33 protein-coding genes and 1 other RNA gene are annotated in these 26,167 nt (G+C 63.2%); 14 read left to right on the forward strand and 20 right to left on the reverse strand.

From position 1 onward, the window contains the following. Positions 1-3: 3 nt before the first annotated feature. Both FJ434_RS18545 and FJ434_RS18550 read right to left on the reverse strand, forming a co-directional pair. Positions 4-450, reverse strand: a complete 447-nt coding sequence (locus FJ434_RS18545) for a GNAT family N-acetyltransferase (protein ID WP_140752553.1) — start codon at positions 448-450, stop codon at positions 4-6. 92 nt (positions 451-542) lie between these two features. Further along, positions 543-1,382, reverse strand: a complete 840-nt coding sequence (locus tag FJ434_RS18550; RefSeq protein ID WP_140508906.1) for a MoxR family ATPase — start codon at positions 1,380-1,382, stop codon at positions 543-545. Between the two features lie 145 nt (positions 1,383-1,527). Here FJ434_RS18550 and ssrS point away from each other — a divergent pair. The 4 genes from ssrS to FJ434_RS18570 all read left to right on the forward strand — a co-directional run bounded on the left by ssrS (position 1,528) and on the right by FJ434_RS18570 (position 4,091). After that, positions 1,528-1,683: non-coding RNA, 6S RNA (ssrS, locus tag FJ434_RS18555), on the forward strand. Between the two features lie 96 nt (positions 1,684-1,779). After that, positions 1,780-2,367 carry a 5-formyltetrahydrofolate cyclo-ligase gene (locus FJ434_RS18560; protein WP_027141761.1) on the forward strand — a complete coding sequence of 196 codons (588 nt, stop codon included), beginning with the start codon at positions 1,780-1,782 and terminating at the stop codon, positions 2,365-2,367. A 63-nt stretch (positions 2,368-2,430) separates the two neighbouring features. Further along, positions 2,431-3,255, forward strand: a complete 825-nt coding sequence (locus tag FJ434_RS18565; protein WP_140752555.1) for a YmdB family metallophosphoesterase — start codon at positions 2,431-2,433, stop codon at positions 3,253-3,255. A gap of 68 nt (positions 3,256-3,323) precedes the next feature. Continuing rightward, on the forward strand, positions 3,324-4,091 hold the full coding sequence (locus FJ434_RS18570) for a TerC family protein (protein WP_140752557.1): 768 nt from the start codon (positions 3,324-3,326) through the stop codon (positions 4,089-4,091). 78 nt (positions 4,092-4,169) lie between these two features. Here the strand turns inward: FJ434_RS18570 and FJ434_RS18575 are convergent, their stop codons facing one another. Genes FJ434_RS18575 through FJ434_RS18585 form a run of 3 tightly spaced genes read right to left on the reverse strand, consistent with a single transcriptional unit; the run spans position 4,170 to position 5,523 of the window. After that, complete coding sequence (locus FJ434_RS18575) at positions 4,170-4,637, reverse strand: SRPBCC family protein (RefSeq protein ID WP_140752559.1); 468 nt, start codon at positions 4,635-4,637, stop codon at positions 4,170-4,172. A gap of 25 nt (positions 4,638-4,662) precedes the next feature. Continuing rightward, the gene (locus FJ434_RS18580) at positions 4,663-5,025 is read right to left on the reverse strand and encodes a hypothetical protein (RefSeq protein ID WP_140752561.1); all 363 of its coding nucleotides are present in this window, start codon (positions 5,023-5,025) and stop codon (positions 4,663-4,665) included. Between the two features lie 15 nt (positions 5,026-5,040). After that, entirely contained in the window at positions 5,041-5,523 is a 483-nt protein-coding gene (locus FJ434_RS18585) for an SRPBCC domain-containing protein (RefSeq protein ID WP_140752563.1), read from the reverse strand. Between the two features lie 51 nt (positions 5,524-5,574). Between FJ434_RS18585 and FJ434_RS18590 the strand changes: the two genes are divergently transcribed. The 3 genes from FJ434_RS18590 (at position 5,575) to FJ434_RS18600 (ending at position 7,160) form a co-directional block, all read left to right on the forward strand. After that, complete coding sequence (locus FJ434_RS18590; RefSeq protein WP_140752565.1) at positions 5,575-5,898, forward strand: helix-turn-helix domain-containing protein; 324 nt, start codon at positions 5,575-5,577, stop codon at positions 5,896-5,898. 198 nt (positions 5,899-6,096) lie between these two features. Continuing rightward, entirely contained in the window at positions 6,097-6,846 is a 750-nt protein-coding gene (locus tag FJ434_RS18595; protein WP_140508917.1) for a YebC/PmpR family DNA-binding transcriptional regulator, read from the forward strand. 17 nt (positions 6,847-6,863) lie between these two features. After that, positions 6,864-7,160, forward strand: coding sequence for a SelT/SelW/SelH family protein (locus tag FJ434_RS18600; RefSeq protein ID WP_032934919.1), 297 nt, complete (start codon positions 6,864-6,866; stop codon positions 7,158-7,160). 24 nt (positions 7,161-7,184) lie between these two features. Here the strand turns inward: FJ434_RS18600 and FJ434_RS29825 are convergent, their stop codons facing one another. Beyond that, positions 7,185-7,343, reverse strand: coding sequence for a hypothetical protein (locus tag FJ434_RS29825; RefSeq protein ID WP_181166133.1), 159 nt, complete (start codon positions 7,341-7,343; stop codon positions 7,185-7,187). 63 nt (positions 7,344-7,406) lie between these two features. Next, positions 7,407-7,886, reverse strand: coding sequence for a DUF1772 domain-containing protein (locus FJ434_RS18605; protein WP_140752567.1), 480 nt, complete (start codon positions 7,884-7,886; stop codon positions 7,407-7,409). A 144-nt stretch (positions 7,887-8,030) separates the two neighbouring features. Here FJ434_RS18605 and FJ434_RS18610 point away from each other — a divergent pair, with 144 nt between their 5' ends. Then, entirely contained in the window at positions 8,031-8,660 is a 630-nt protein-coding gene (locus FJ434_RS18610; protein ID WP_140508923.1) for a TetR/AcrR family transcriptional regulator, read from the forward strand. An 82-nt stretch (positions 8,661-8,742) separates the two neighbouring features. On the opposite strand, the gene rpmE is transcribed toward FJ434_RS18610, so the two are convergent. Then, positions 8,743-8,964: a 50S ribosomal protein L31 gene (gene rpmE / locus FJ434_RS18615; RefSeq protein ID WP_010912060.1), complete on the reverse strand. Its 222-nt coding sequence runs from the start codon at positions 8,962-8,964 to the stop codon at positions 8,743-8,745. A 204-nt stretch (positions 8,965-9,168) separates the two neighbouring features. Between rpmE and FJ434_RS18620 the strand changes: the two genes are divergently transcribed. Beyond that, positions 9,169-10,968 carry an ABC transporter transmembrane domain-containing protein gene (locus tag FJ434_RS18620; protein WP_140752569.1) on the forward strand — a complete coding sequence of 600 codons (1,800 nt, stop codon included), beginning with the start codon at positions 9,169-9,171 and terminating at the stop codon, positions 10,966-10,968. A 21-nt stretch (positions 10,969-10,989) separates the two neighbouring features. Here FJ434_RS18620 and FJ434_RS18625 read toward each other — a convergent pair whose 3' ends face one another. After that, the gene (locus FJ434_RS18625; RefSeq protein ID WP_140752571.1) at positions 10,990-12,474 is read right to left on the reverse strand and encodes a carboxypeptidase M32; all 1,485 of its coding nucleotides are present in this window, start codon (positions 12,472-12,474) and stop codon (positions 10,990-10,992) included. A gap of 142 nt (positions 12,475-12,616) precedes the next feature. Between FJ434_RS18625 and FJ434_RS18630 the strand changes: the two genes are divergently transcribed. Continuing rightward, positions 12,617-12,970: a DUF1304 domain-containing protein gene (locus FJ434_RS18630; RefSeq protein ID WP_140752573.1), complete on the forward strand. Its 354-nt coding sequence runs from the start codon at positions 12,617-12,619 to the stop codon at positions 12,968-12,970. Positions 12,971-13,065: 95 nt separating this feature from the next. Here FJ434_RS18630 and FJ434_RS18635 read toward each other — a convergent pair whose 3' ends face one another. The 7 genes from FJ434_RS18635 to FJ434_RS18665 all read right to left on the reverse strand — a co-directional run bounded on the left by FJ434_RS18635 (position 13,066) and on the right by FJ434_RS18665 (position 19,159). Continuing rightward, complete coding sequence (locus tag FJ434_RS18635; RefSeq protein ID WP_140752575.1) at positions 13,066-13,491, reverse strand: hypothetical protein; 426 nt, start codon at positions 13,489-13,491, stop codon at positions 13,066-13,068. A 251-nt stretch (positions 13,492-13,742) separates the two neighbouring features. Further along, a complete protein-coding gene (locus FJ434_RS18640) occupies positions 13,743-14,774 on the reverse strand; it encodes a peptidoglycan -binding protein (protein WP_140508938.1) in 1,032 nt (343 codons plus the stop codon). A 1-nt stretch (position 14,775) separates the two neighbouring features. After that, positions 14,776-15,801 (reverse strand): MotA/TolQ/ExbB proton channel family protein, encoded by a 1,026-nt coding sequence (locus tag FJ434_RS18645; RefSeq protein ID WP_140508940.1) that lies wholly within the window; start codon positions 15,799-15,801, stop codon positions 14,776-14,778. Between the two features lie 126 nt (positions 15,802-15,927). After that, positions 15,928-16,614 (reverse strand): hemolysin III family protein, encoded by a 687-nt coding sequence (locus FJ434_RS18650; RefSeq protein ID WP_140752577.1) that lies wholly within the window; start codon positions 16,612-16,614, stop codon positions 15,928-15,930. 82 nt (positions 16,615-16,696) lie between these two features. Continuing rightward, positions 16,697-17,497, reverse strand: coding sequence for an inositol monophosphatase family protein (locus tag FJ434_RS18655; protein WP_140752579.1), 801 nt, complete (start codon positions 17,495-17,497; stop codon positions 16,697-16,699). An 86-nt stretch (positions 17,498-17,583) separates the two neighbouring features. Further along, on the reverse strand, positions 17,584-18,150 hold the full coding sequence (gene efp, locus FJ434_RS18660) for an elongation factor P (protein ID WP_027141779.1): 567 nt from the start codon (positions 18,148-18,150) through the stop codon (positions 17,584-17,586). Positions 18,151-18,289: 139 nt separating this feature from the next. Beyond that, positions 18,290-19,159, reverse strand: coding sequence for a LysR family transcriptional regulator (locus tag FJ434_RS18665; protein WP_140752581.1), 870 nt, complete (start codon positions 19,157-19,159; stop codon positions 18,290-18,292). Positions 19,160-19,265: 106 nt separating this feature from the next. On the opposite strand from FJ434_RS18665, the gene FJ434_RS18670 reads away from it, so the two are divergent. Further along, positions 19,266-20,282, forward strand: coding sequence for an NAD(P)-dependent alcohol dehydrogenase (locus FJ434_RS18670; RefSeq protein ID WP_140752583.1), 1,017 nt, complete (start codon positions 19,266-19,268; stop codon positions 20,280-20,282). 15 nt (positions 20,283-20,297) lie between these two features. Here the strand turns inward: FJ434_RS18670 and FJ434_RS18675 are convergent, their stop codons facing one another. The 3 genes from FJ434_RS18675 to FJ434_RS18685 form a co-directional block, all read right to left on the reverse strand. Continuing rightward, a complete protein-coding gene (locus tag FJ434_RS18675; RefSeq protein ID WP_140508948.1) occupies positions 20,298-21,338 on the reverse strand; it encodes a tetratricopeptide repeat protein in 1,041 nt (346 codons plus the stop codon). Position 21,339: 1 nt separating this feature from the next. After that, positions 21,340-21,987 carry a thiamine phosphate synthase gene (locus FJ434_RS18680; protein WP_140752585.1) on the reverse strand — a complete coding sequence of 216 codons (648 nt, stop codon included), beginning with the start codon at positions 21,985-21,987 and terminating at the stop codon, positions 21,340-21,342. A gap of 133 nt (positions 21,988-22,120) precedes the next feature. After that, positions 22,121-23,026: a DMT family transporter gene (locus FJ434_RS18685; protein ID WP_140752587.1), complete on the reverse strand. Its 906-nt coding sequence runs from the start codon at positions 23,024-23,026 to the stop codon at positions 22,121-22,123. Between the two features lie 132 nt (positions 23,027-23,158). Here FJ434_RS18685 and FJ434_RS18690 point away from each other — a divergent pair, with 132 nt between their 5' ends. The 3 genes from FJ434_RS18690 to FJ434_RS18700 all read left to right on the forward strand — a co-directional run bounded on the left by FJ434_RS18690 (position 23,159) and on the right by FJ434_RS18700 (position 25,319). Then, positions 23,159-23,617, forward strand: coding sequence for an Lrp/AsnC family transcriptional regulator (locus tag FJ434_RS18690; RefSeq protein ID WP_140713072.1), 459 nt, complete (start codon positions 23,159-23,161; stop codon positions 23,615-23,617). 85 nt (positions 23,618-23,702) lie between these two features. Continuing rightward, positions 23,703-24,431: a class I SAM-dependent methyltransferase gene (locus FJ434_RS18695; RefSeq protein WP_140752589.1), complete on the forward strand. Its 729-nt coding sequence runs from the start codon at positions 23,703-23,705 to the stop codon at positions 24,429-24,431. A 117-nt stretch (positions 24,432-24,548) separates the two neighbouring features. Next, entirely contained in the window at positions 24,549-25,319 is a 771-nt protein-coding gene (locus FJ434_RS18700) for a sulfite exporter TauE/SafE family protein (protein ID WP_027141786.1), read from the forward strand. A gap of 30 nt (positions 25,320-25,349) precedes the next feature. Here the strand turns inward: FJ434_RS18700 and FJ434_RS18705 are convergent, their stop codons facing one another. Continuing rightward, complete coding sequence (locus tag FJ434_RS18705) at positions 25,350-25,901, reverse strand: DUF2269 family protein (RefSeq protein ID WP_140713068.1); 552 nt, start codon at positions 25,899-25,901, stop codon at positions 25,350-25,352. Positions 25,902-26,167: the final 266 nt, after the last annotated feature.

Here is a 26,167-nt window from a genome sequence, read left to right on the forward strand (position 1 = left end):
CGGTTACAGCAAATCATACTCGATAAAGCCTGTCCTGCGCGCGACGCGGTCGTAGAGCTTGCGCGCGGTGGTGTTGGTCTCGTGCGTCATCCAATAGACGTTCTTCACGCCAATCTTGGCTGCCTCATCCTTGACGGCCTTGATCAGGGCGGCACCGATGCCCTTGCCGCGCACTTGCGGGTCGGCGAACAGGTCCTGCAGGTAGCAGTTGTTTTTTTCCGACCAGCCGGAGCGGTGGTAGAGATAATGGGTGAGGCCGACGGCCTTGCCGTCGAAGGTAGCGATAAAACCCTTCGGCTCGAACTCGCCCGCCGTGAACAGCCGCTTCCAGGTGACGGCGTAGACCTCTTCCGGCAGCGTGGTTTCGTAGAAGGTCAGATAGTCGGTCCACAAGCGGCGCCAGTCCGCGTGGTCGGATTGCGCGAGCGGGCGGACAACAATCTCAGACATTTTATCTCCTCCGAAGGGTTCCGGCCGAAGCTGACGTGCTCTTCGGCCGGCGGCAACGGTCCACAGCCGAGGAAAGCGCTATCGCTGCGGTCCTATTGCTGCCGTCTGGCCATGAAGGCCAGCCGCTCGAACAGGTGCACGTCCTGTTCGTTCTTCAGCAGGGCGCCGTGCAGCTTGGGCAGCGCGTTCTTGGCGTCGGCGCGCAAATCCTCTGGCGCGATGTCGTCAGCGACCAGCAGGCGGATCCAGTCCAACGCCTCCGATGTCGACGGCTTTTTCTTCAGCCCCGGCACGTCACGGATTTCGTAGAATTGGGTGAGCGCCGCGCGCACCAGGTTCTGCTTGATGCCTGGGTAGTGGACATCGACGATTCTGTGCAGCGTGTCGACATCGGGAAAGCGGATATAGTGGAAGAAGCAGCGGCGCAGGAAGGCGTCCGGCAGTTCCTTCTCGTTGTTGGAAGTGATGATGACGATCGGCCGCACCGCAGCGCGGATGGTCTCACCGGTCTCGTAGACGAAGAACTCCATCCGGTCGAGTTCCTGCAGCAGGTCGTTGGGGAACTCGATGTCGGCCTTGTCGATCTCGTCGATCAGAAGCACGACCTTCTTGCCGGCCGCGAATGCCTCCCAAAGCTTGCCGCGCTTGATGTAGTTCTTGATGTCGTTGAACCTGAGATCGCCGAGCTGGCTGTCGCGCAGCCGCGACACGGCATCGTACTCGTAAAGACCTTGCTGCGCCCGTGTCGTCGATTTGACATGCCATTCGATAAGGTCGAGGCCGAGTGCCGCCGCCACCTGGCGGGCAAGTTCCGTCTTGCCGGTGCCGGGCTCGCCCTTGACCAGCAACGGCCGCTCCAGCGCGATCGCCGCGTTGACCGCCACCATCAGATCCTTGTCGGCGACATAGGCCGCCGTGCCTTCGAAACGCATTTTTGCTCCTCGGTTCGTTCCGGGGACCGTAAGGAGGCCCTCTGGTCCGCGCAAGGGCGGGTTTGCAACGGCGATGATGCCAAATCGGCGCGGAAAGAGCACCGTCTCTCTGGCACATGGGCCACCATCGGCCTATATTGGCGGAGGCGGTCTGCGCTTCCCGGCAGGAGACACTTTTCCCCGGGGCCTTAATGATCCTTAGGGAGCTGTCCCTGGGAAGACCCGTGGGTTTTCTCATACGGCGCCCACCTACTTTGTAGGCACCCGGGATCGACCTCTCCACCGGTTGTGTGGATCGCCACTTGTCGCAAGGCGTCCACGCATCGCGGTGGATGATGCGGTGGAAAACGTCGCTCTTGAGACCTCACACAGTTCTGACCTTTTCTACCTTGGCCGCATGACCTCTCCCAAAGACCTTAAAAAACGGCTGCGCCTCGAGGCACTCGCCCGCCGCGACGCGCTTGATGAATTCTGGCGGGTCGAGGCCGCGCTCGAAATGGCGGAGACGGCGCGCGACCGTCTGGAGGTCGGGTCCGGTCAGATCGTCTCCGGTTTCTGGCCAATGCGCTCGGAGGTGGATGTCAGGCCATTGATGTTCGCCTTGCGCGAGAAGGGCGCACGGCTCTGCCTGCCCGCCATTCTCGACAAAACCACCATCGTCTTTCGCGAGCTGGTGCGTGGTGCGCCGATGGTCGACATGGGCTTTGGCACGGTCGGACCGCACGCGGAGGCCGAAGTTCTCGACCCCTCGGTCATGCTGGTGCCGCTCGCCGCCTTCGACGCGCGCGGCCACCGCATCGGTTATGGCGCGGGCTATTACGATCGCGCGATCGCGAAGCTCGTCGACAAGGGGCATGCGCCCCGGCTGGTCGGCATCGCCTTCGACTGCCAAGAAGTTTCGCAAGTTCCGGACGAACCCCATGACGTGGTCATTGCGGAAATACTCACCGAGAGCGGGTTGCGCCGCTTTGCACCAAAATTGTAGATAGTTCTTTGAAACGCATGATCTTTGCCGAAAAGTCATGCAACTTTTCGGGATCAGGCATAGATGAGACTTCTCTTCCTCGGGGACATGGTCGGTAAGACGGGCCGCACCGCGGTGTGGGAACAACTGCCTGGCCTGATCTCCGACTTCAAACTCGATTTCGTCATCGTCAACGGCGAGAACGCCGCCGGCGGCTTCGGCATCACCGAAGAGATTTTTCGCGAGACGATCGCGGCGGGCTGCGATGTCGTGACCACCGGCAACCATGTCTGGGACCAGCGCGACGCGCTGGCCTTCGCGCCGCGCGAGCAGCGTTTCCTGCGGCCCTCCAATTTTCCAAAAGGCACGCCAGGGCGCGGCTCCGGCGTCTATATCGCCAGGAGCGGCGCGCGTGTGCTGGTCGCCAACATCATGGGCCGGGTATTCATGCATCCCGAGCTCGATGATCCGTTCCAGGCCGGCGAACGCGAGCTTGCGGCCTGTCCGCTCGGCGAGCAGGCGGATGCGGTGGTGATCGACTTCCACGCCGAGGCAACCTCGGAAAAGATGTGCTTCGCGCATTTTGTCGACGGCCGTGCCAGCCTGGTCGTCGGCACCCACACGCACCAGCCCACCGCCGATCACCAGATACTCAATGGCGGCACCGGCTACCTGTCGGATGCCGGCATGTGCGGTGACTACGATTCCTCGCTTGGCATGGATAAGGAAGAACCGCTCAACCGGTTCCTGTCGAAGGTGCCGAAAGGCCGTTTCGAAGCGGCGATCGGCCCGGCGACATTGTGCGGGGTCGGCGTGAATATTTCCGACCGCACCGGGCTGACCGAGAAGATCGCGCCGTTTCGTCGCGGCCCCCGGCTGGAGGAAACGGCCCCCCCCTTCTGGTCGTGACATTGATATAAGCGTTCGCAATACCCAATTGCCGGCGACACTGCTCCAGATCGTAGGGGACGACCTCCATGCAGCTTATCGAATTCCTGGCGCCGCATTTTCAATTCGTTTCCGACCCGACCGCCTGGGTCGCGTTGCTGACGCTGGTGGTGCTCGAGATCGTGCTCGGCATCGACAATCTGATCTTCATCTCCATCCTGACCAACAAGCTGCCGGTGGAGCAGAGGGCTCGTGCGCGCCGCCTTGGCATCTCGGCCGCGCTGTTCATGCGCCTGGTGCTGCTTGCCACCATTTCCATCATCGTCCAGCTGACGACGCCGGTGTTCACGGCCTTAGGCCACGGCTTCTCCTGGCGCGACCTGATCCTGATCGCAGGCGGCCTGTTCCTGGTGTGGAAGGCGACCAAGGAAATCCACCACACGGTCGATCCCGACGACCATCAGGACACGATGCTGGGCGAAACGCTCAAGATCTCGCTTGCCGGCGCGATCTTCCAGATCCTGCTGCTCGACCTCGTCTTCTCTATCGATTCCATCATCACCGCCGTCGGCATGACCGACGAGATCGCCATCATGTACATCGCGGTCATCGTGGCCGTCACGGCGATGATGCTTGCCGCCGGACCGCTGGCGGACTTCATCGCCAAGAACCCGAGCATTATCATGCTGGCGCTGGGCTTCCTGCTGATGATCGGCATGACACTGATCGCCGACGGCATGGGCTACCATGTGCCCAAGGGCTACATCTACGCCGCGATGGGTTTTTCGGCGCTGGTCGAGGGACTCAACATGCTGGCGCGACGGCGCAAGAAAGCGAAATCCGGCGACGGGCACTGAGACCGACCGGATCGGGCGAGCCTCGGCTTTTCCGGCGAGAACAGGATCGCCTCCAATGCGCTATCTCTTTCCTTTGATTTAATGCCCCGGAGCGCCCTTCCGGTGGCGGTCGGCGATCAGGCCCAGCGTCAGGCCCTGTTCCAGCCAGGCCTTGGCGCCGGCGAGCACAAGCGCAAAGCCGCCGGTTGAGCCGACCGCTTGTTTCACCTGCTCGTCGCTCTTGCCGGCAAAGCCGAAATTGTGGACTTCGAGGAAGGTCGCCTCCCCAGGCATTTCGGTGAAGGTCCAGACCACCGTGGTCGGCGGATCGCTCCACGTCATGACGATCTTCTTGTCCCTGACGATCTCGCTGACATCGACGGTCGTCGAGACGCCATACATGCGCCACTCCCACTGAACCGGCTTGCCGCCATCAAGCCGGCCGCTGCCGTGGGTGAACCAGAATTGGGTCGTGATCGCCGGGTCGACGATGGCTTCGAAAACATCAGCGACCGGCCGCCGGATCAGCATGGCGGCTTCGGCTGTCGGTGTTTCACGGATTTCCATGGCGATCTCCTTTTCGAATACGCGCTCACCAGGCGTCGGGTTCGCGTACCATGTGAATGATGTTGGCCGGATTGGTGATCCAGCCACCTCGGAAACCCAAGCCCAATGGCTCAATGGCATCGCAACGCACAACGCCCGCCTTGGCCAGATGATCCGCGGCGCCCGGAAAATCCTGCGTGAAAAGCTCCAGCCGGATTTCGGCTTGGCTCATCATCGGCGCTTTGTCGATCCACAGCCTGACAGGCCCAAGTTCGAAGCCGATGGCCGGCGCCTTGGTGGTGAACGGCTTGAGGCCGACGACGTCGCGGTAGAAGGCGACCGTCGCTTCGTACTGGTGCGATGGCACCTTCATGGCGATGTTGATGCCGCCGGTGATCTTCGCGGTCATGGCGGGGTTCCGTTTTTAAATGTTGTTTTCGCTGGCGGGCTCGCCCTTCATCTCGCTGCGGTAATAACCGTCGCGCAGATTGATGCCGTATTCGACATAGGCCTTCATACAGGCCAGCATCTGCGACCAGCCCTCGCAATTCAGGTAGGACTTCTTCAGGCCGACCGCGCCTTCCTGCCAGCCGCTCTCGGCGATGGTGACGAAGGTGCCGCCATCGTCGAGCGGCTCGAAATTCATCTCGATGCGGGTCTTGTAGGCGGGCCTGCCGTCGGCGTCGGTAGCATCCCAGCGCAACACGATGCGGCTGTCCTTGACCACTTCGTCGACCTCGACCGGCACCTTGCCCCACCAGACGACACCCGAACCCGCAACCAATGGCGCGCTGGCGCCGCCGATGGTGGTGAAATAACCGCTGAGCTTCTTCGGATTGACGACCGCGTCGAAGACTTCGGCGACCGGTTTACCGATGCGCCCTGAAACCCTGAATCCAAGAGACATATCCACAGCTCCTTGCTTGATCGCGACAACGATATGTTATATAAACATAACATGTCAAGCCGATCGCAGGACGACAATGTTTTCAAGGCGCTGGCGCATCCGCGCCGGCGCGAAATGCTGGATCGGTTGAAAGACGAGCCCAGGACCACCGGGATGCTGTGCAATGCCTTTCCCGATATCGACCGCTGCACGGTCATGCTCCATCTCAAGGTGCTGGAGGAGGCAGATCTGATCGTTGCGCGTCGTGATGGGCGCGAGCGCTGGAACCATCTCAACGCGCTGCCGATCAAGCAGATCCACGACCGCTGGATCAGCCAGTATGCCGGTCATGCGCTCAGCATCATCGACCGGCTGAAGTCCGATCTAGAAGTATAGGCACGGCCGGGATCGCCGCAGCACGGCGCGGCTGGACGAATTGAGCCGATTTATCTATAAGCCGGCCATTCCGACAAAGAGCGCCGCGCGTCCATTGACGCATCAGGACGTTCTGAAATTTTGAATTCGAGCCTTTTTGCAAAGGCGAGGTGACGCACCTCGCGGCAAGACGCTCTAGCCGAACACGACAGGGGTGCCATGGCTGGCCATTCACAGTTCAAGAACATCATGCACCGCAAGGGCCGTCAGGACGCGGTGCGGTCGAAAATGTTTTCCAAGCTGGCGCGCGAAATCACCGTTGCGGCCAAGAGCGGGACGCCCGATCCATCGATGAACCCGCGCCTGCGCTTGGCGATCCAGAACGCCAAGGCGGTGTCGATGCCGAAGGACAACATCCAGCGCGCCATCAACAAGGCGTCGATGGGCGATGCCGAGAATTACGAAGCCGTGCGTTACGAAGGTTATGGGCCGGGTGGCGTCGCCGTGATCGTCGAGGCGCTGACCGACAACCGCAACCGGTCGGCGTCCAATGTCCGTGCCGCCTTCACCAAGGCAGGCGGCGCGCTCGGCGAAACCGGATCGGTGTCGTTCATGTGGGACCGCGCCGGCGAAATCTACTATCCGGCCTCGGCAGGCAGTGCCGACAAGATCATGGACGCGGCCATCGAAGCCGGTGCCGACGATGTTGAATCGGACGAGGAAGGCCACACGATCTATTGCGCCTTCGAGACTCTCGGCGAAGTGTCCAAGGCGCTTGAAGCCTCGCTCGGCGAGGCCGAATCGGTCAAGGCGATCTGGAAGCCGCAGAACAATGTCCCGGTCGACGAAGAGCGGGCGCAGTCGCTGATGAAGCTGGTTGCGACGCTCGAGGACGATGACGACGTGCAAAGCGTGTACGCCAACTTCGAAGTCGACGACGAAACCTTGGCCAAGCTCAGCGCGGCGTGAGTGAAGCCCAATCCGACATGAGCAAAGCTCGGTTGCCCGCCATCCGCATCACCTACTGCACGCAATGCCAGTGGCTGCTACGTGCCGGCTGGATGGCGCAGGAGCTGCTCTCCACCTTCGGCACCGATCTCGGTGAGGTGACGCTGGTGCCGGGCACCGGCGGCATCTTCACCATCTCGTGCAACGATGTACTGGTCTGGGACCGCAAGCGCGACGGCGGCTTTCCGGATGCGGCGAAACTCAAGCAGTTGGTCCGCGACGTGATCGATCCGGATCGTGATCTCGGTCACGCCGACCGCAAGGCGAAGAGCTGATATCTTCCCGCGAAAGCGGGACGATCACTTGCGCCTCTTTCCGAAAGCAGCACCGATACCGGCGCCGATCGCTATGCCCATGCCGATGCCGACGGCGGGGTCATCCATCGCCACGCCGAGGGCAGCGCCGAGGCCGACGCCGATCGAAATGCCGACGGCCACGGTCGAATACGGATCGTTCACGGCTCTTTTCCCGACAATGCTTACGGCCGCCACAACGCCCGGCTGCGGCGGTCCGTCAACATGTCAACGCGCGGCGAACCAGAAGGATGCCATGGCAACGATGGCGGTGACGGTGCGAACGTGGTTCCACATCACCCAGTTCCGGAGAAAGCTGGTCCATACGGCGGCGCCATTGCTGCTGGCCGGATCGACGGCGGCCAGCGCATCGTTGAGAGGCACGTTGAAGACCATGGTCACGATCGGGTTGCCGACGAGATAGATCAGCGCGCCGGCCAGAAGCCAGAACGAACCCGGCTGGTTCCAGCCGATGAGGGCGCCGGCGATGAGCACGATGCAGACCAGCCCGGTGCCGAAGAGTGCCGTCATGAACATCGGCGTGATGACAGTGACGTTGATCGAATTCATGGCGGCGATGCCGCCCGCCGCCGGCAGGCGAGCGAACGCCGGCATGACGAAGTTGGAGAAGGCGAAGAACACGCCGCCGACCACGCCTGCGCCCAGGGCCGCGATGAAAGTGAGCATGGGAAGAAGTTTGACAATCATGTCGGTTGCTCCAAGTGCCGGTTGCGGCGGGTCCTCTGTTTGCAAATGTGATTAATCCTCACATTTGCAAAATGTGATAAACCCTCGTATTCTGCGAGTCAAGCCATTCGAGGCGATTGCCGGGCGCGTTTGTTGGAGACAGTCATGGAAGGCACGCCGGCCAACGAGCAGATCGCTTCGCCGCGCCGGGCACCAAGCCAGCAGCGCAGCCGCGAGCGGGTCGAGCGCATGCTGGCCGCCGCCTCGGCGCTGATCGCCGAGCAAGGCAGCGATGCCATGCGCATGGGTGAAGTCGCTGAACGGGCAGGGGTGTCGATCGGATCGCTCTACCAGTTCTTTCCGGACAAGCGGGCGATCGTCTGGGCGCTGGCAGAGCGCTACACGGTGGAGAGCCAAGCCTGCATCTCGGCGGCGCTCAAGGATGTTACGGATGCAGAGGGGCTGGGCCAAGCGTTTTCGGAGCTGGTCGATATCTACTACCGACTGTTCCTCGCCGAACCGGTGATGCGCGACATCTGGTCGGGCACGCAGGCCGACAAGGCGCTGCGCCGCCTCGAGCTCGCCGACAGCCGGGCCAATGCCGAATTCCTCGGTGCGGTGCTGAAGCGGCTACGTCCCGGCGCCGATCCCGTTTCCCTGGAGACCACGGCCTTTCTCGTCTGGCAGATGGGCGAGGCGGCCATGCGGCTGGCGATCTCGGTCGAGCGGCAGGAGGGCGACAGGCTGGTCGCAGCCTATAAGCGTATGGCGCTCAGGGAACTGCTGGCGGAATAGAGAGCCGAAAACTCAGCCTTCGGCCAAGCAACAAAAAACCCGCCACGAGGGCGGGCTTTTGATCTGCGAAAAAGCTCTTGCCTTAGAGGCCGAAACCTTCGAAGCGCTTCTTGAACTTCGACAGGCGGCCGCCGCGGTCGAGCAGAGTCTGCTGGCCGCCGGTCCAGGCCGGGTGGGTGGTCGGGTCGATGTCGAGGTTCATCGTATCGCCTTCCTTGCCCCAGGTCGAACGGGTCGTGTATTCGGTGCCGTCGGTCATGACGACCTTGATGGTGTGGTAGTCGGGATGAATAGCGCTCTTCATGGCTCGGTTCCTGGCTTGCTGGCGCGGCTGACTGGCATAAGCCTGCGTCGATGCGCCCCTTTTTTAAACTCGAAGCCGCAGCTATTGAGGAGCCACGGCTTCTAAAACGGTCGGCGTGGCTATACATCAGCCGAAATTGAATCACAAGCCGTGGCTCGCGCATATTGAGGCGCATACAACAAGGCGGCTAGAGGAAACACCGGGATGGCGCAATCCAGCAGCGCAGACGAGCGCCGCCGCTCGCTCAAGCCGCTCAGGCGCCTGTTCCCTTACATCGGCCGCTACCGGAAAATGGTGGCGGGCGCCGTCGTCTCGCTGGCAGTCGCGGCGATGACGACGCTGGCGCTGCCGCTGGCGGTGCGGCGCATGATCGATCATGGCTTCACGCCGGCGGGATCCACCATCATCGCTGAATATTTCGCCGCGCTGGTGGCCATGGCGGCGCTTTTGGCGGCCGCCTCGGCCGGCCGCTACTATTTCGTCATCACGCTCGGCGAGCGCGTCGTCGCCGACATCAGGCGCGACGTTTTCGCTCATGTGACGATGCTGTCGCCGGCCTTCTTCGACACTGCCCAGTCGGGCGAGATCGTGTCGCGGCTCGCCGCCGACACCACGCAGGTCAAGTCGGCGGTAGGCGCCACGGCTTCGGTCGCGCTGCGCAACGTCATCCTTGGGCTCGGCGCCGTGGCGATGATGGTTGTCACCAGCCCAAAACTGTCCAGCCTGGTCATAGCGGCCATTCCGATCATCGTGCTGCCGCTGGTCGCCTTCGGCCGCTCCGTGAGGCGCAAATCCCGGCAGGCACAGGACACGCTCGCCGAGGCGACAGCCTATGCCAGCGAGCAGATCGGCGCAGTGCGCACGCTGCAGGCCTTTACCAATGAGAAACTGGTCACCGGTCGTTTTTCGGGCGCGGTGGAAGCCGCCTTCGAGGCGGCACGTGCCTCGATCTTCGCGCGGTCCTTCCTCACCTTCTTCGCCATCTTCACCATTTTCTCGTCGGTCGTTGCGGTGTTGTGGTTCGGCTCGCGCGACGTGCTCGACGGCAATCTGTCACCCGGCACGCTTGGCCAATTCCTGCTCTATTCGGTGTTCGCCGCCGGCGCGCTCGGCGCGCTGTCGGAAGTCTGGGGCGAACTCGCGCAAGCAGCAGGTGCGGCCGAACGGCTGACCGAGATCCTGGCCGAGACGCCGGCGATCCAGGCGCCGGCCGAGCCGAAACCGATGCCGGCAATCGTGAAGGGCGCGATCATCTTCGACGACGTCTCGTTCTCTTATCCGGCGAGGCCCGACCGCGCCGCCGTCCATGGCTTGAGTTTTTCGGTCAAACCCGGCGAGACGGTGGCGATCGTCGGTCCCTCGGGTGCCGGCAAGAGCACTGTCTTTTCGCTGATCCTGCGCTTCTATGATCCCGAAACCGGCAAGATCCTGATCGACGGCATCGACGTGCGTGAGGCTGACCCCGTCGCGGTCAGGCAGCGCATCGCCATCGTGCCGCAAGATGTCACCATCTTCGCGACGAGCGCGCGCGACAATATCGGCTTTGGCCGGCCAGGCGCCAGCGAGGCCGAGATCGAGGCGGCGGCGAAGGATGCGTTGGCCGACGAATTCATCCTCAAGCTTGAGAAAGGTTACGACAGCCAGGTCGGCGAACGCGGCGTGACGCTGTCAGGCGGCCAGCGCCAGCGGGTAGCGATCGCCCGCGCCATCCTGCGCGACGCGCCGGTCCTGTTGCTCGACGAGGCGACCTCGGCCCTCGACGCCGAAAGCGAGACGCTGGTGCAGACGGCGCTCGAGCGGCTGATGCAAGGTCGCACCACCATCGTCATCGCCCACCGGCTGGCGACCGTGCTCAAGGCCGACAGGATCCTGGTCATGGATGGCGGCCGCATCGTCGAGGAAGGCACGCATCAGAGCCTAGTCGTCAAGGGCGGCATCTATGCGCGCCTGGCCAAGCTGCAATTCGAGACCGGCGCCAGCGCCTTCAGGGGCGCGGCGGAATAGCGGGGCTCGATATGGCCGGTCTCATCCACCGTAGCGCTGCTTCAGGTGATTGACGAAATAAACGGCGTTGAGTTTTTCGCCGGTGGCGCGTTCGAGCAGGTCCGGCGTCGTCCAGCGCGATCCCTGCGACCATATCTTCTTGCGGCGCCAGTCGTTGATGGCCGCGAAATTCCCTTTCACCAGGTCGTCGTCGGCGGAAGGATGTTCGCGCATCAGCGCGGCCCATTGCTGCGCCGCCATCATCGCGCCCAGCGTGTAGGAGGGGAAATAGCCGAAGGCGGCACCCGGCCAGTGCACGTCCTGCATCGGCCCATCGGCCGGATTGTCGATGGTGGAGAGGCCGAGATAGTCGCGCATCTTGGCGTCCCAGGCTTCGGGTAGATCAGCCACCTCCAGCCTGCCCGAGACGAGTTCCTGCTCCAGTTCGTAGCGCAGGATGACATGCAGCGGATAGGTTACTTCGTCGGCATCCACGCGGATCAGGCCGCGCTCGACACGACGCACATGCGGCAAGAGATCATCGAGCGACCAGGTTTCGCCAAGATGCTTTTCCACCACCGGCAGCGCCCAGTGCCAGAAAGCAGGATTGCGGCCGATCTGCTTTTCGACGAACAGGCTCTGGCTTTCATGCACGGCCATGCCGCGGGCCTTGCCGAGCGGCCAGTGCGACCATGCCCTCGGCAGGTTCTGCTCATAGAGCGCATGGCCGGTCTCGTGCAGCACGCCCATCAGCGCCGACAGGAAGTCCGATGTCTTGTAGCGGGTGGTGATGCGCACGTCGCTGGGCACGCCGCCGCAGAACGGATGGTGCGACACCGACAGCGAGCCGTGTGTCAGGTCGAAGCCGACCGCCGCCATCATGGCGAGACCGAGTTCGCGTTGCCGGTCGATGGCATAGGTGCCCGAAAGCGGCTTCAGCGGATGCCTGCGCAGCCGCGCTTCCTGGATCGCCAGCGCCTCCGGCACGAAGCCTCTGAGGAAGGCCTTCAGGTCGGCGAAGACGGGAGTGATATCCGCCGTGCGGTTGCCGGGATCGTATTGTTCCATCAGCGCGTCATAGGGCGCGAGGCCGAGCACGTCGGAGCGCAGGGCCGCCTCTTCGCGCACCAGCGCCACCACGCCCTCGAGCGCCGGCTGGAAGCCAGCCCAGTTGTTCTTGGCGCGCAGGTCGCGCCATAGCTGCTCGCAACGCATGCGCGCCGTTGTCTGGCGTTCGACGAATTCGACCGGCAGGCAGGTCAGGTTGGTGTACTGCCGCCGCAGCTCGGTTAGGGCCGCGCGCTGCTCATCGTCCAATGCCTCGGCTTCGGCGGCGGCGATCCAGTCCGATATTTCCGGCGCGGTCGCCCTGGTGTGATACATGCCGGCCAGTGCCGCCATCGCCTTGGCGCGCTTCTCGCCACCGCCAACGGCCATATGGGTCGCTTCATCGGCGCCGAGGATGGCCAGCGCATGCTCAAGCGCTTCGAGCTTGTGGCCGAGGTCGTCGAGTTTGTGAAAGGACATGGCGGCTTCCGTGATTGAGGACGGCGCGAAAAGACACCAACGCAAAAGCCTTGGCAACCCTCAGATCCCATTCAGCAGATGCAGCTTGCGCAGGCGAGGTCGAGCATGAAATGCTGCCGGCGACGCATGCAGGGGGAGCAGAATGATCGGCAACATCCTGGTCGGGCTCGTGGCCTTGATCCATGTCTACATCGTCTATCTCGAGATGGTTCTTTGGGACACGCCGCGCGGGCACAAGACATTCCGCCTGACGCCGGAATTCGCCAGTGCCTCGAAGGTGCTCGCCGCCAATCAGGGCCTCTACAACGGATTTCTCGCCGCCGGCCTGATCTGGGGGCTTTACCTCGGCGCCGGCGGGTTCCAGGTCAAGGTCTTCTTCCTGTTGTGCGTGGCCATTGCCGGTCTCTATGGCGCGGCAACGGTCGGCCGCAAGATCCTTTACATCCAGACCGTGCCGGCGGCGGCCGCCCTGATCGCGGTCTGGCTTGGTTGGTAGGCAGGATGGGCTGGTAAGGAAAAGGACGCCTGCGGGATTGGGTCCCGAAGGCGCCAGTTGATCCCTTCCTCCTGGAACTTTCAGGCAGGATCGCCTCAGCCGTTCGGATAGTTTCCGCCGTCGGCGCCATCGCCCATCAGGAAACCGCTGCCGGTGTTGACCATCAGACGCTGGTCGACAGTGTCGAGCTGGCGCAGCAGGTCATGGTATTGCGCGGCCGGTATCCTGCCGTGATCCGACGCAGCTATCTTCTCGGCGGCCCGACCGATACGGGCGGTGCGCATTTCCAGGCGCTCCGCGACGGCCGGGGCGATGTTGTTAGCTCGCCTGGCGTCGACGATGCCCTGATGGACACCCCGAACCTGCTCAACGAGCGCTGCGACACGCGGGCCTGTCATGGCGGTCGGATCGGTCGCATCGAGTGCGCCCTTGTGGTGGCCCGCGGCATAGGCGCCGGCAAGCGGGGCCGCGATCAGAATCGCGGCAAGGGTTGCAGTCTTGAGAGATGCTGAAGTGCTCATGGGGAGGTTCCTCCTGCCGGGAAGGGAGAGCGGCCGCGCCGCTTCGCCTTCCGACCAGTTTGGGTCGTCCAGTTCCGTCGCGTCGCGATGGGAGGCATCGCCGGCGGTTCTCGACCCTGCGCAGCAAGCTAGGAGCGCTTCCGCGCGAAGTGTAATTAAGAAAAGATAATCTTTTCAGGCCTTGCTGGCCGCCGCTTGCGCCCTAGAGTTGAGTCGGCGAACAAATTCGCGTGAGTTCGCGTGATGATGGATCAACGTTCGGTGAGCTTCAGTTCAATGCGGCGGTTCTTGTTACGCGCTTCGTCGGTGTCGGCGGGGTCGAGCGGCTGGAACTCGCCGAAGCCGGCGGCGACGAGCCGGTTGGCCGGCACGCCGTTCTCGATCAGGAACTTGACCACCGAGGTCGAGCGCGCCGTCGACAGCTCCCAATTGTCGCGGTAACGGCCATTGCCGGACAGCGGCTTGTTGTCGGTGTGACCATCGACGCGCAGCACCCAGTTGATCTCCGGCGGGATCTCTTTCTGCAATTCAATGATGGCATCGGCGAGCTTCTTCATCTCGACCTTGCCGGCGTCGTTGATCACTTCGGAGCCGGTCGGGAACAGCACTTCCGACTGGAACACGAAGCGGTCGCCGACGATGCGGATGTTCTCGCGATCGGCGAGGATTTCGCGCAGGCGCCCGAAGAAATCGGAGCGGTAGCGGTTCAATTCCTGCACACGCTGCGCCAGTGCCACGTTCAGGCGACGGCCGAGATCGGCTATCTTGGTGTTGGAATCGCGGTCGCGCGTTTCGGAGACGTTGAGGGCATCCTCGAGCGCGCCAATCTGCTTGCGCAAGGCCGCGATCTGCTGGTTGAGGATCTCTACCTGGCTCAGCGCCTGCTGGCTGATCTGGCGCTGGTTGTCGAGTTCACCACCCAACTGCGCGGCACGCTGGTTGGCGGCGTCGCCGGCGCCGGCACCTTGCGCCAGCAACTGTTCGAGCCGGCTCTTTTCCGCCTGCGCCGCCGACAGGGACGCCTGCAGATTGGCGAGCGAATCCTCCTTGTCCTGCGCCGTCGAGCGCTCCAGCGCCAGAAGCTGGGTCAGTTCGTTGATCTGCGAGTTGAGGCGCGACAGTGCCGTGTCCTTGCCGGAGATTTCGCGGCCGAGCAGGAACTGCGCCAACACGAAAACGGTGAGCAGGAACATGATGGCGAGCAGCAGCGTCGACAACGCGTCGACGAAGCCAGGCCAATAGTCGATACGGCGATCGGTACGCCGGCCCCTGGCAAGCGCCATGCTAGTGCACCCCGGGCTTCTTCAGCGCGTCGGCGATCTTCTCCAGCGTGTTGCGCATCGCCTTCTGCTCGTCGGACTGGGCCTCGACCCAATCGCGCATGATCTGCTGCTCGGAACGCATGTTCTTGACCAGGCCGGAAATGCCGTCGGCGAGATTGGCCATGGCGGTGGCGACGCGCGGATTGGAGCCGCCGCCGTTCTCCTGCATGCTGCGCAGCCGTTCCGACAGGACGCGGATCTCGTCGGAAGATTCGGCCTTGGCCGGGTCGGAAACGACGATGTCGGACGACAGATCGGTGACCGAGGACAGCCAGTTCTCGAGCTCGGTGTAGAAGCGCGTCTGGGCGCGGCCGGCCTGCAGGTCGAGGAAGCCGAGCACGAGTGAGCCGGAGAGGCCGAACAGCGAGGACGAGAAGGCGGTGCCCATGCCGGCCAGCGGCGCCGACAGGCCCTGCTTCAGCGAATCGAGCACCGCCGCCGCATCGCCCGTGCCTGGATCGAGCGATTCGATTGTCTCGCGGATCGAGCCGATCGTATTCAACAGGCCCCAGAAAGTGCCAAGCAGGCCGAGGAACACCAGAAGGCCAACCAGGTAGCGCGAGGTGTCGCGGCTTTCGTCGAGGCGCGTGGCGATGGAATCGAGCATTGTGCGCATCGAGGAGGTCGAAAAGGCCATGGACGACGAGCGTCCGATCATCGCCTTCATCGGCGCCAGCAGCACCGGTTCGGTGGTCTCGGAGCCGGCGCGGAAGGAGTTGACCCAGCGCACCTCGCGAAACAGCCGTCCGACCTGCGTGAAGGCCAGCAGGATACCGACGACGAGCACGCCGACGATCAGGCCGTTGAGGCCGGGATTGGTGACGAATGCCGTCGTGACCTGGCGGGTCAGGATGGCGGCGATGAAGGCGACGATGGCCAGGAAGATGACCATGGTCAGCAGAAAGACCTGAGGGCTCGACAATTTGTGCGGATCGTAGATGAGCACGTCGGAGCGCCTGCCCATGCCGAAGGATCTGAGAAAAGCCATCCGTGCCCCGTTTCCGATGCCGCTGCCGCTGCCGCCGATCACGTAGTTGGCGACTCTAAACGGAATTGTGACCAAATTGAATGGTGCTTGGCAATATTGCCACAGGTGGCTTTTGGAGCCGGCGCTTCAAAGGCGGTTGATGACCAGGCAATCGACCATGGCCGCCAGATGAAGGCCGGCGCCGGTGACGACGAAGCCGTGCCACAGGGCGTTGTGGAAGCGCAGCGCCTTCCAGGCGAAGAAAATCACGCCGCAGGAATAGACGACGCCACCGGCGACGATGAGCACGATCGACGTGGTCGGCAGCGTCTCGACAAGCGGTTTGACAAGGACGATGCCGCTCCAGCCGATGGCAAGGTAGAAGACGATCGCCAGCCTGTCGAAGCGGCCGGGGAAAAACACCTTGATAGCAATGCCCGTTGCGGCCGCGGCCCAGACCAGAACGATCATCCAGCGCGCCAGCGGCGAGTTTCCCAACTGAGCGAGAAAGGGTGTGTAGGTGGCGGCGATCAACAGATAGATCGCGGCATGATCGAAACGCCGCAAAATCCATTTCGCGGGCGAGGTCACCGGCCACAGATTATAAGTCAGCGACACAGAAAGCACCGTGAGCAGCGAGACGACATAAAAGGCGGCTGCGATGTATTCGCCGGGCCCGACCCGGGAGGCGGCGAGCGCCAGCAGCGCCGAACCGGCCGCTATCGCCAGCACGATCCCAACAGCATGGACGATCCCGTCGGCGATCGTCTCGGCGCGCGAATAGTGCCAGCGTCCGATGAACGGGATGTCGATCTGTGGCTGGGTGTCGGTCATCTATCGTCCTGCATCACCCTCAATCTGGGCGACCGACAGACAGTATTTCAAGCTTTGTTTGCGGTTTTACGACTGCGGCGGTTCAGCGCGGCGGGAGCGGCTTTTTCACCGTCTTCAGCAATGCGCGCTGGATGATCTCGTTGCCGGCGACGACCGTGCCGGTGTCCAGCATGTCCTGTCCGCCATCCATGTCGGAGGCGAAGCCGCCCGCCTCGCGGATCAAGAGCAGGCCGGCGGCGATGTCCCAGGGCGACAGGCCGACTTCCCAGAACCCGTCCGTGCGTCCGGCGGCGACATAGGCAAGATCGAGCGAGGCGGAGCCCATGCGGCGTACGCCGGAGACCTCGGCCATGACATTGCGCAGTTCGACCAGGAAATTGCCGTGATGGCCGCGGCCGAGATGCGGCACGCCGCAGCCGATCACCGTGTCGACAAGCTTGGTGCGGCCGGCGACGCGCAGGCGGCGATCATTCATGAAGGCACCGCCGCCGCGCTCGGTCGTATAGAGCTCGTCCATGGCCGGATTGTAGATGACGCCGGCAACGATCTGACCCTGGCGCTCAAGCGCGATGGAGACGGCGAAAAGCGGAATGCCGTGCAGGAAATTGGTGGTGCCGTCGAGCGGATCGACGATCCAGCGGTGCTGGCTGTCATCGCCAATGACCGTGCCGCGCTCTTCCATCAGGAAACCGTAGCCCGGGCGCGCTTTCGACAATTCGGCAAACACGATGTCCTCGGCCTTGCGGTCGGCCTGGCTGACATAGTCGCCGGGGCCCTTCATCGAGACCTGCAGGTTCTGGACCTCGCCGAAGTCGCGCGACAGCGAGCGGCCGGCCTTCATTGCGGCCTGAACCATGACGTTGAGGAGGGCGGAGCGTGCCATAGTGCTTCTTCCTGGTGCGGCGCTTTAAACTCTGTCTCGATGCATGCCGGTGACCCAAAACCAGGGCCACCTTTGGGCGACATGCATCAGTCGGCGCGGCGCACGTAAGTGATTTCGTTGGTGTCGACGATGATGCGTTCGCCGGCGCCGATGAAGGGCGGGACCAGCACCCGAATGCCGTTTTCCAGCACAGCCGGCTTGTAGGAGGACGCTGCCGTCTGGCCCTTCACCACGGGATCCGCCTCGGTGATGGTCAACGTCACATAGTCGGGCAGCGAAATGCCGATCGGCCGCTCCTCGTAGAGCTGAACCGTCACCATCATGCCGTCCTGCAGGAACGCGGCGCGGTCGCCGACGAAATCCTTGTTCAGTTCGAGCTGCTCGTAGCTTTGAGTATCCATGAATACCAGCGCGTCTTCCTGCTCGTAGAGGAAGGAAAAATCCTTCAGGTCGAGCCGGATCTGCTCGACCGTCTCGGCCGAACGGAAGCGTTCGTTGAGCTTGGTGCCGTTGATGAGGTTCTTCAGTTCGACCTGGTTATAGGCGCCGCCCTTGCCGGGCTTGACGGTGTTGGTCCTGACCGCCACCCAGAGGCCGCCATCGTGTTCGATGACATAGCCGGGACGGATTTCGTTGCCATTGATCTTGGCCATGATGATGGGATCCGGGATGCTGCCAACGGCCAGACCGTTGGTTGGGATGTTCGCCGTGACAAGCGATTTAGGGCTCCAAGACCACAAATCGCCCGGAGAGGCAAGGGAGGACGGGTCGGCTCCAGCCGGCAAGCCGGCATCAGGTCTCGATATCGAGGACGTCGCCGACGGTCGTTGCAATGGCCTGCGCGGCCTTCGCCAGGCGGTTGAGGTGAGGAGAGCGCAGTGCCACGACCTGCAATGAAAGGTCCAAATCTCCAGTATCGACAAGCGCGAGGTCGTCGGGAAGTCCGCGCGCGGCGAGCCGCGACGGCATGAGGCCGAGGCCGTGTCCCCGACGTACCCATTCCATCTGCATCGCCGGGTCCTGAATTTCCGCTGCCACAACGAGCCGATGCCGTTCGCCGCCCAAAATGGCGAGGAGTCTCTGACGTGCGTCGCAAGGCTCGGGACTGAGCACCCAAGGCATGGAAGCCCAGGCGGCGTCCGTAAGACGGGATTTGGTAGCGCCGGCCTGCGCTATGACGGCGAGACGTTCGGTGCCGAGCACGTCCGGGCCTTGATGACCGGCGGGTCGTAGAACAATCGCCATGTCGAGTAGGCCGCGCTCGAACTGCTCGATCAGATCCGCGCTCCAACCGGTCTTGAGCCGCAAGGATATTTTTGGAAACGTCGCAGCCGCGCGAGCTATACCGCCCGCGACGCTCCCGTCGGACAAGCCATGTGCCAAGCCGACACGCAGCACGCCTTGCGGTTCGCTGTCGGCGGCGAAGGCTTTCAGAGCCTCGATTGACGCCAGTATGTCTTTCGCGCGCTCCAACACCTCCAGTCCCGCCGTGGTCAGGCGCGGCGGCTTCTGCCGGCGATCAAGAAGCGTTGTCCCGAGCATATCCTCCAGTCGCTGCACCTGACGGGTGACGGCAGGCTGCGTCAAAGGCAGGCGCCGGGCCACATTCTGAATAGAGCCTTCCTCGGCGAACAGAACGAGCGTGCGCAGTTCCTCCAGCATTCTAGCGGTGCTCCAAATGCATAATCATACTGATTATTATGAATTTGAAATCATAAGCAGGGCAAGCGATTTTCCTTTCCAGGGACCTCCAAACGGAAAGAAGACAATGAAGGCCATCGAATTGCAGCACCCGGGCGGCATCGACAATCTCAGGCTGGTCGAGCGGCTGATGCCGGAACCGGGCCGCCAGGAGATGATTATCAAGGTCAAGGCCACGGCACTGAATTACCGCGATGTGGAAATCGCCCGTGGCAGTTACCACACTGCCTTTGCGCTGCCATTGGTTCTGCTTTCGGACGGCGTCGGCGAAGTGGTTGCCGTTGGCGCCGAAGTGACCCGCTTCAAGGTCGGCGACCGCGTCTGCGCTACATTCTGGCAGCGTTGGATCGGCGGCAGTTTCGCCATGGCCGAACCCTCCTATCAACGGGGCGGTCCCATCGACGGGTTGCTCAGCGAGTTCGCGAGGCTGGATGAACAGGCGGCCGTCCTTGCGCCAGAGCACCTGAGCGACATCGAGGCCGCGACCCTGCCTTGCGCCGCCGTGACGGCCTGGCATGCGCTGTTCACCGAAGGCCGGTTGAAACCCGGCGAGACGGTGCTGAGCCTGGGCACAGGCGGTGTCTCGCTGTTTGCGGTGCAGTTTGCCGCCGCCGCCGGCGCACGCGTCATCGTCACGTCAAGCAGCGACGACAAGCTCACGCGCGCAAAAGCGCTTGGCGCCCATGATGGCATCAACTACCGCAGCGACCCGGATTGGGCGTCAGCCGTGCTGGCGCTCACCGGTGGGCTGGGCGCCGATCACATCATCGAAGTCGGCGGGCCGCAAAGCTTCGCCCAGTCGCTGAGGGCTTCGGCGCGGGGTGCCCAGATCAACGTAATTGGCTATCTCGGCGGCAGTGAAGGGGCAGTCAACCCGCTCGACATCTTCCGCCGCCAGGTCCGGGCACGCGGGATACCGGTTGGTTCACGCGAATCCTTCGAGGCGATGAACCGGGCTCTTGCCGTCAACCGGTTGACGCCGGTGATCGACAAGGTCTTGCCGTGGCGTGAGGCAGCCAGCGCCTTCCGCCATCTCGAACACGGCTCGCCCTTCGGCAAAGTCGTCCTGGATCACATGCAATAAGCGTGCGCGCTGTCCTCAGGGCAGGCGGTTCGCCTTCTGCAGGGCCTGCTTGGTCTGGTCGTCGCTCAACCCTTGCAGGAAATCGTCCATCTCCTGATCGATGAGGCCGGCGCGGCGGGCGACGATGTACCAGGCGCCGGCGAGCACGAGGTCCGGATCGGTGCCGATGCCTTGCATATAGAGTTTTGCCAGGCGGTTCTGGGCCGCGACGTTGCCGCCTTCGGCGGCCTGCTTCGTCCAGCCGAACGCCGATTTCAGGTCGCGCGCGCCGCCGCGGCCCTCGATCATCCAGGCGGCGAGATCGATCTGCGCGGTGTCATAGTTCTGACGGGCGGCCTGCGCCAGCAGCCGCCGTGCCTGTGCGTCGTCGCGCGGCTTGCCGCCGACGCCATTGGCATAGATCTGAGACATGGCGTATTGCGCATCGGCGAGACCGGTCGCCGCAGCGCGCTCATAATAGGAAACCGCCTTGGCCAGGCCGGCGTCGCCGGGATCCTGCTGGACCAGCATCTGCGCGAAATTGAATTGCGCCAGCTGGTTGCCGGCTTCGGCGGCGGCCTGCATCAGGGCATAGGCCCCCTTCGCGTCCTTCTTGACATAGCGGCCGTCGAGCAGCATCAGCGCATATTGAAACTGCGATTCCGGCACGCCCTGCTCGGCGGCAAGCGCATACCATTTCGCGGCCTCGGCCGAGTTCAACGGGACACCCAACCCGCGCGACAGGATCTCGGCGACCAGCGTCTGCGCGGCCGGGTCGCCATTCTGCGCACGGACCAGCGCCAGATTGTAGGCGGTCTTGTAGAGCCCGCGCTGGAAGGCACCATAGGCGGCGTCGGCCGGCTTGGCGCCGAAACGATCGGGATTGACGGTGTCGACCGAGGGCAGCGGTGCAGGCTCCGCCGTGGTGGCAGGCTGGGGCAGCTGGTTTTCGATCGGCTTGTCGGTGTGCACGCCGGTTTCAGGCTTGGGCTGCGGCAAGGGTATGGTTTCGGCGGCGGCGGCCTGGATCATCACCGCCGCAAGCAGGGCCTGAAGGGAAAGCCTTGCCAGGGACACGTCAATCCTCGAAGCGCGGCGCTGTTTCGTCGAGCAGCGCATTGGCGCGAGTGATCGCCGCCTTCGGATCGACGCCGTCGGCGAACACGGCGCTGGACAGCGCAACGAACTCGGCGCCGGTGGCGGCCACCGTCTCGACGGAGGCAAGATCGCAACCGGCCTCGACGATGCAGGGGATCTGGATCATCTGCGCCCACCATTGCCCCAATGACAGGTTGCGCGGATGCGGCTCGGGCTTGTTGTCGTAGCCGAAGCGGCCGAAGAAAATGTAATCGGGCCTGGCTTCGCCAAGCTCCAGCGCGTCGTCGCGGGTCTTGGCACCGCCGGCGCCGACCATCATTTTCGCCTGGAAATGCTCGATCGTCTCCGCGAGTTCGGCCTTGGAGACCTCGACATGGATGCCGTCGGCCTGGACCCGGCCCGCGATGCGGGTGTCGCCAGCGATGATGACGGCCACGCCCGCGGCCTGCGCAGCCGGCACGACCTGTTCGGCAAAGGCCTGGAAGGAGGCCTCGTCCATGCCGTTCTCGGGCAGGATCAGCGAGGCGATGTCGCCGCCGTCGAACGCGGCCGCGATGCGGGTGGCCAGCACGCCGGGCGGCGCGATCAGTACGATGCGGCAGCGGTTGGGGGGCGTTGCGTCATTCATGGTTCTTCGATCCCGGGTTTCGCCTATGCCGGGCGAAGATGGTTGGATTGCGGCATAGAGCAAACTGCCCGCTTTGAACAGGCGGGCAGCCAGGATCGCAATTTTTGACCGGCCGGGTAGCCGGCATGCCGCCTTACTTGATCGGCTGCGGGCTCGCGGCGGACGGTCTGGATTTCCACAATGTCCAGCCGAGGTTCATGCCGGCGGCAGCGGTCAGGATGGCGGCGGCGCCGACGACCTGACTGAGATGCAGCCGATGGCCGAAGGCCGTGACATCGACCAGGATGGCAACGACCGGATAGATGAAGGACAGCGACCCCTGCAGATGCGTCGGCAGCCTCTGGATGGCGCCGTACATCAGGATATACATCAGGCCGGTGTGGACGACGCCGAGCGTCGCCAGCATAGCCCAGCTCCATGGATCGGCGGGAAGATGCGAGAGATTGGCGAAGGGCGCCAGCATGACCACGCCGACGCAAACCTGGATGAGTGCGATCAGATGCGGCGGCGTGCCCTTGAGCTTCTTGGCGACGATGGCCGCGACCGCCCAGAAGAAGGCGGCGGCCAGGGCCATGAGAATGCCGGCGAAATAGTTCGTGCCGACATCGCCGGCGTCAGGGGCGGCCCCGACGATCAGCACCATGCCGGCGAAGGCGATTGCCAGCCAGCTCAGCTTGGTCAATGTCAGCCGTTCGGCGAACAACAGCGCGCCGAAGCCGACCAGCATGAAGGGCTGCGTGTTGTAGACCGCGGTGGCGATCGAGATGGAGGCGCGTGAGAAGGCGCTGAACAGGAGCAGCCAGTTGATGACGATCGCCGCACCCCCAAGTGCCGCGAGGCCGACGATGGGCAACGACAGTCTCTTGCGCAACAATCCAAGCGAAGCACAGATGACGAGCAGCGTCAGCGCGCCGAACGCGCAGCGCCAGAACACCACATCCATGATCGGCTGGCCGGACATGATGACGAACCATCCGATCGTCCCCAAGATCGCCATTGCGGCCGACATTTCGACCGTGCCACGTACAGTATCGTTCATGATAAGCCTCTGAACCCGATGAGGCGGCATAATCTCATGCGATGCCGAGGCTTTCCATCTCCGTGAAAAGGAGATATGACGGCTTTGCCTAATTATCTTAGGATGGCACCTTGGAATCCCTGAGAAAAATAGATGCTGGATGATCTCGACCGAAATCTGCTGGAAATCCTGGTCAGGGATGCGCGGACCTCGCTGAAGGATCTGGCGGCCCAGGTCGGGCTGTCGTCGCCGAGCGTTTCGGAGCGGCTGCGGCGGCTCGAGGAACGGGGCGTCATCCGGGCGTTCACCGTCGAGATCGATCCGCTGGCGCTCGGCTATACGCTCCAGGCGATCGTGCGGATCAAACCTTTGCCGGGCAAGCTGCACATCGTCCAGAAACTGATCGAGGAGATTGCCGAGTTTGGCGAATGCGACAAGGTGACGGGCGATGACTGTTTCGTCGCCCGGCTTTACGTACGCTCGATCGGCGACCTCGATGGTGTTCTCGACCGTATCGCCGACAAGGCCGAGACCAGCACCGCCATCATCAAGGCACAGCCGATCCGGCGGCGGCCGCCGCCCCTGGGGTTGCCGTCGGGCTCACAGGCTTGACACCACATGGCCATGGTGGAAAGGCGCGGCCAGTTCACCAAATGTCAGTCTTCCGCCAGATGGCTGTCCTAGGAGCGAGAAAAACATGGCGCAGAACATTTACGATCAGCCGGATTTCTTCGCTGGCTACAGCCAGCTTGGCCGCTCTGTCGAAGGCCTGGACGGCGCTGCCGAGTGGCCGGCGCTGCGTGCGATGCTGCCTGACGTCGCAGGCCTCAGGATCGTCGACCTCGGCTGCGGCTTCGGCTGGTTTTGCCGCTGGGCGCACGAGCAAGGGGCGAGGCAAGTCCTTGGGCTTGACCTGTCGGAGAAGATGCTTGCCCGTGCGAGAGCGGCCGGCCCGGACGCCGGCGTCACCTACGAGAGAGCCGACCTCGACCAGCTAAGCCTGCCGCAAGGCGGCTTCGATCTCGCCTACAGTTCGCTCGCCTTGCACTATATCGAGGATATTGAGCACCTGTTCAGGACCGTGCACCAGGCCCTGTCGCCCGGCGGCCATTTTGTCTTCTCGACGGAACATCCGATCTACATGGCCCCAACCAAACCGGGCTGGTCGATCGATGGGGAAGGGAAAAGGACCTGGCCCGTCGACCGGTATCTGGTGGAAGGGCCGCGCAAGACCGACTGGCTGGCCAAGGGGGTGGTCAAACATCACCGCACCATCGGCACAACGCTCAACACGCTGATCCGCACGGGTTTCACAATCGAGTATGTCGACGAATTCCGTCCGACGGGCGCGCAGATCGCGGCCAGGCCGGATCTTGCGGAAGAGCTCGAGCGGCCGATGTTTCTGCTGGTTTCGGCGCGCCGATAAGGGTTCGAAGCCCGTTGGCCCGATATGTCGCGGCCAGCCCATATTTGCGTTCGCCGAGCAGGCGATTCCAGGCTATTCAGACGTTGATCCGCTTTCCCTCCAGACCAGCCCCTCCCCATGTCAGGCCTGCTTCTCGATCCGTGGTTCTACGCGGCCGCCGTCCCGGCGGTCATTCTGGTCGGCCTGTCCAAGGGCGGTTTTGGCGGCGCCGTCGGCTTTGTCGGCGTGCCGCTGATGGCGCTGACCATGCCGCCGGTGCAGGCGGCCGCCATCCTGCTGCCGATCCTGTGCCTGATGGACATCGTCTCGGTGTGGACATGGTGGGGCGTCTATAACAGAAAGATGCTGGCCGACATGATGCCGGGCGCCATCATCGGCATCGGGCTTGGCTGGCTGACGGCAGCACTCGTCACCGAGGAAGCGGTGCGGCTCATCGTCGGCGCCGTCGCCATCATCTTCGTCCTGCGCTGGCTTTACTTGCAATTTCGTCATGGTTCCGACCATGCGGCCGCACCCAATCGCGTGGCCGCGGCCATATGGGGCACGGTCGCAGGCTTCACCAGCTTCGTTGCCCATGTCGGCGGCCCGCCCTTCCAAGTCTATGCCTTGCCGATCCGACTCGATCCCAAGGTGCTGTCGGGCACGGCAGCGATCTTCTTTGCCGCCACCAACGCACTGAAGCTCATTCCCTATTTCGCGCTCGGCCAATTCGACACCGCCAATCTGACGGCATCGGCGGTGCTGATGCCGCTGGCGCCGTTGTCGACCATCGCCGGTGCATGGCTGGTGCGGCGAATGCGGCCGGAGGTTTTTTATCCCTTCACCTATGCGACCGTGGCGGTCGTGGCTGTGAAGCTTCTGTGGGACGGGATTGCCGGCTTGATGTAGACCAGCGCCCGTTCAGGCGATCCGCTCTGGTCAGGCGGCGTTGGGCACCATGCGCCGTGTCCGGCCGAGCGCCATTGTGGCGCCGGCGGCAAGAACCACAATCATGCCGGCGAGAATGGCGACGTCGTGCAGGGTCGGCTTCAGCACCATGTCGGTGACGATGACCAGCATCACCGCATAATCGAAGCGCGCCGCCCGCAGGATGCGCTGGCCGTAGGCAAGTGCCGCGGGCGTCACGCCGTCCCTGGCGATCATCGCGGTCATGTGGTCGGCTGTCGGCTTGAAAACGAACATGCCGATGCAGAAGGTCGTGGCGTAGCCGGCAAGGCCGATCAGGATCCAGAGATCGGAAAAGCCGACCCAGAATGAGCACATGATCAAGCCGAAGGCCAATGTCAGCATCGACATCGGCGCGAAGAAGCGGTTGCCCAGCTCGCCGGTGGCGCGCATCGCCTGCAGCGTTCCCTGAATGTTGCCGGCACGATCCGCCAGCGTCGCCAGCACCATCAGCGTGAAGCCGCCACCGACCCAAAGCATCGCCGAAACGATGTGCAGCAATTTGACGATGGAATACCAATCCATGACTTTCTCCCGATGTCCAATGGTTGATGGCGAGGCGGCCATTGCCCGCTCGCCGATCAGATGCCGCAGCGTTTAGCGCCGCGGCTGTTTCGAAACGATGTCGTGGAAAAGCCGGCTGTGTTTCAGACTGCCGGCTAACGAAAGGAGCGACTAATATGATGAACGCACCGCCCGATTTTCTGCTATGTCGAGGCCTTTGCACGGAACCGGGTTGGTGATTCCGTGCGTAAGGAATGAAGAGGGATGATTCGGATGGTCGATCGTTT

The sequence above is a fragment of the Mesorhizobium sp. B2-5-13 genome, assembly GCF_006440535.1.
Lineage (GTDB): Bacteria > Pseudomonadota > Alphaproteobacteria > Rhizobiales > Rhizobiaceae > Mesorhizobium > Mesorhizobium salmacidum.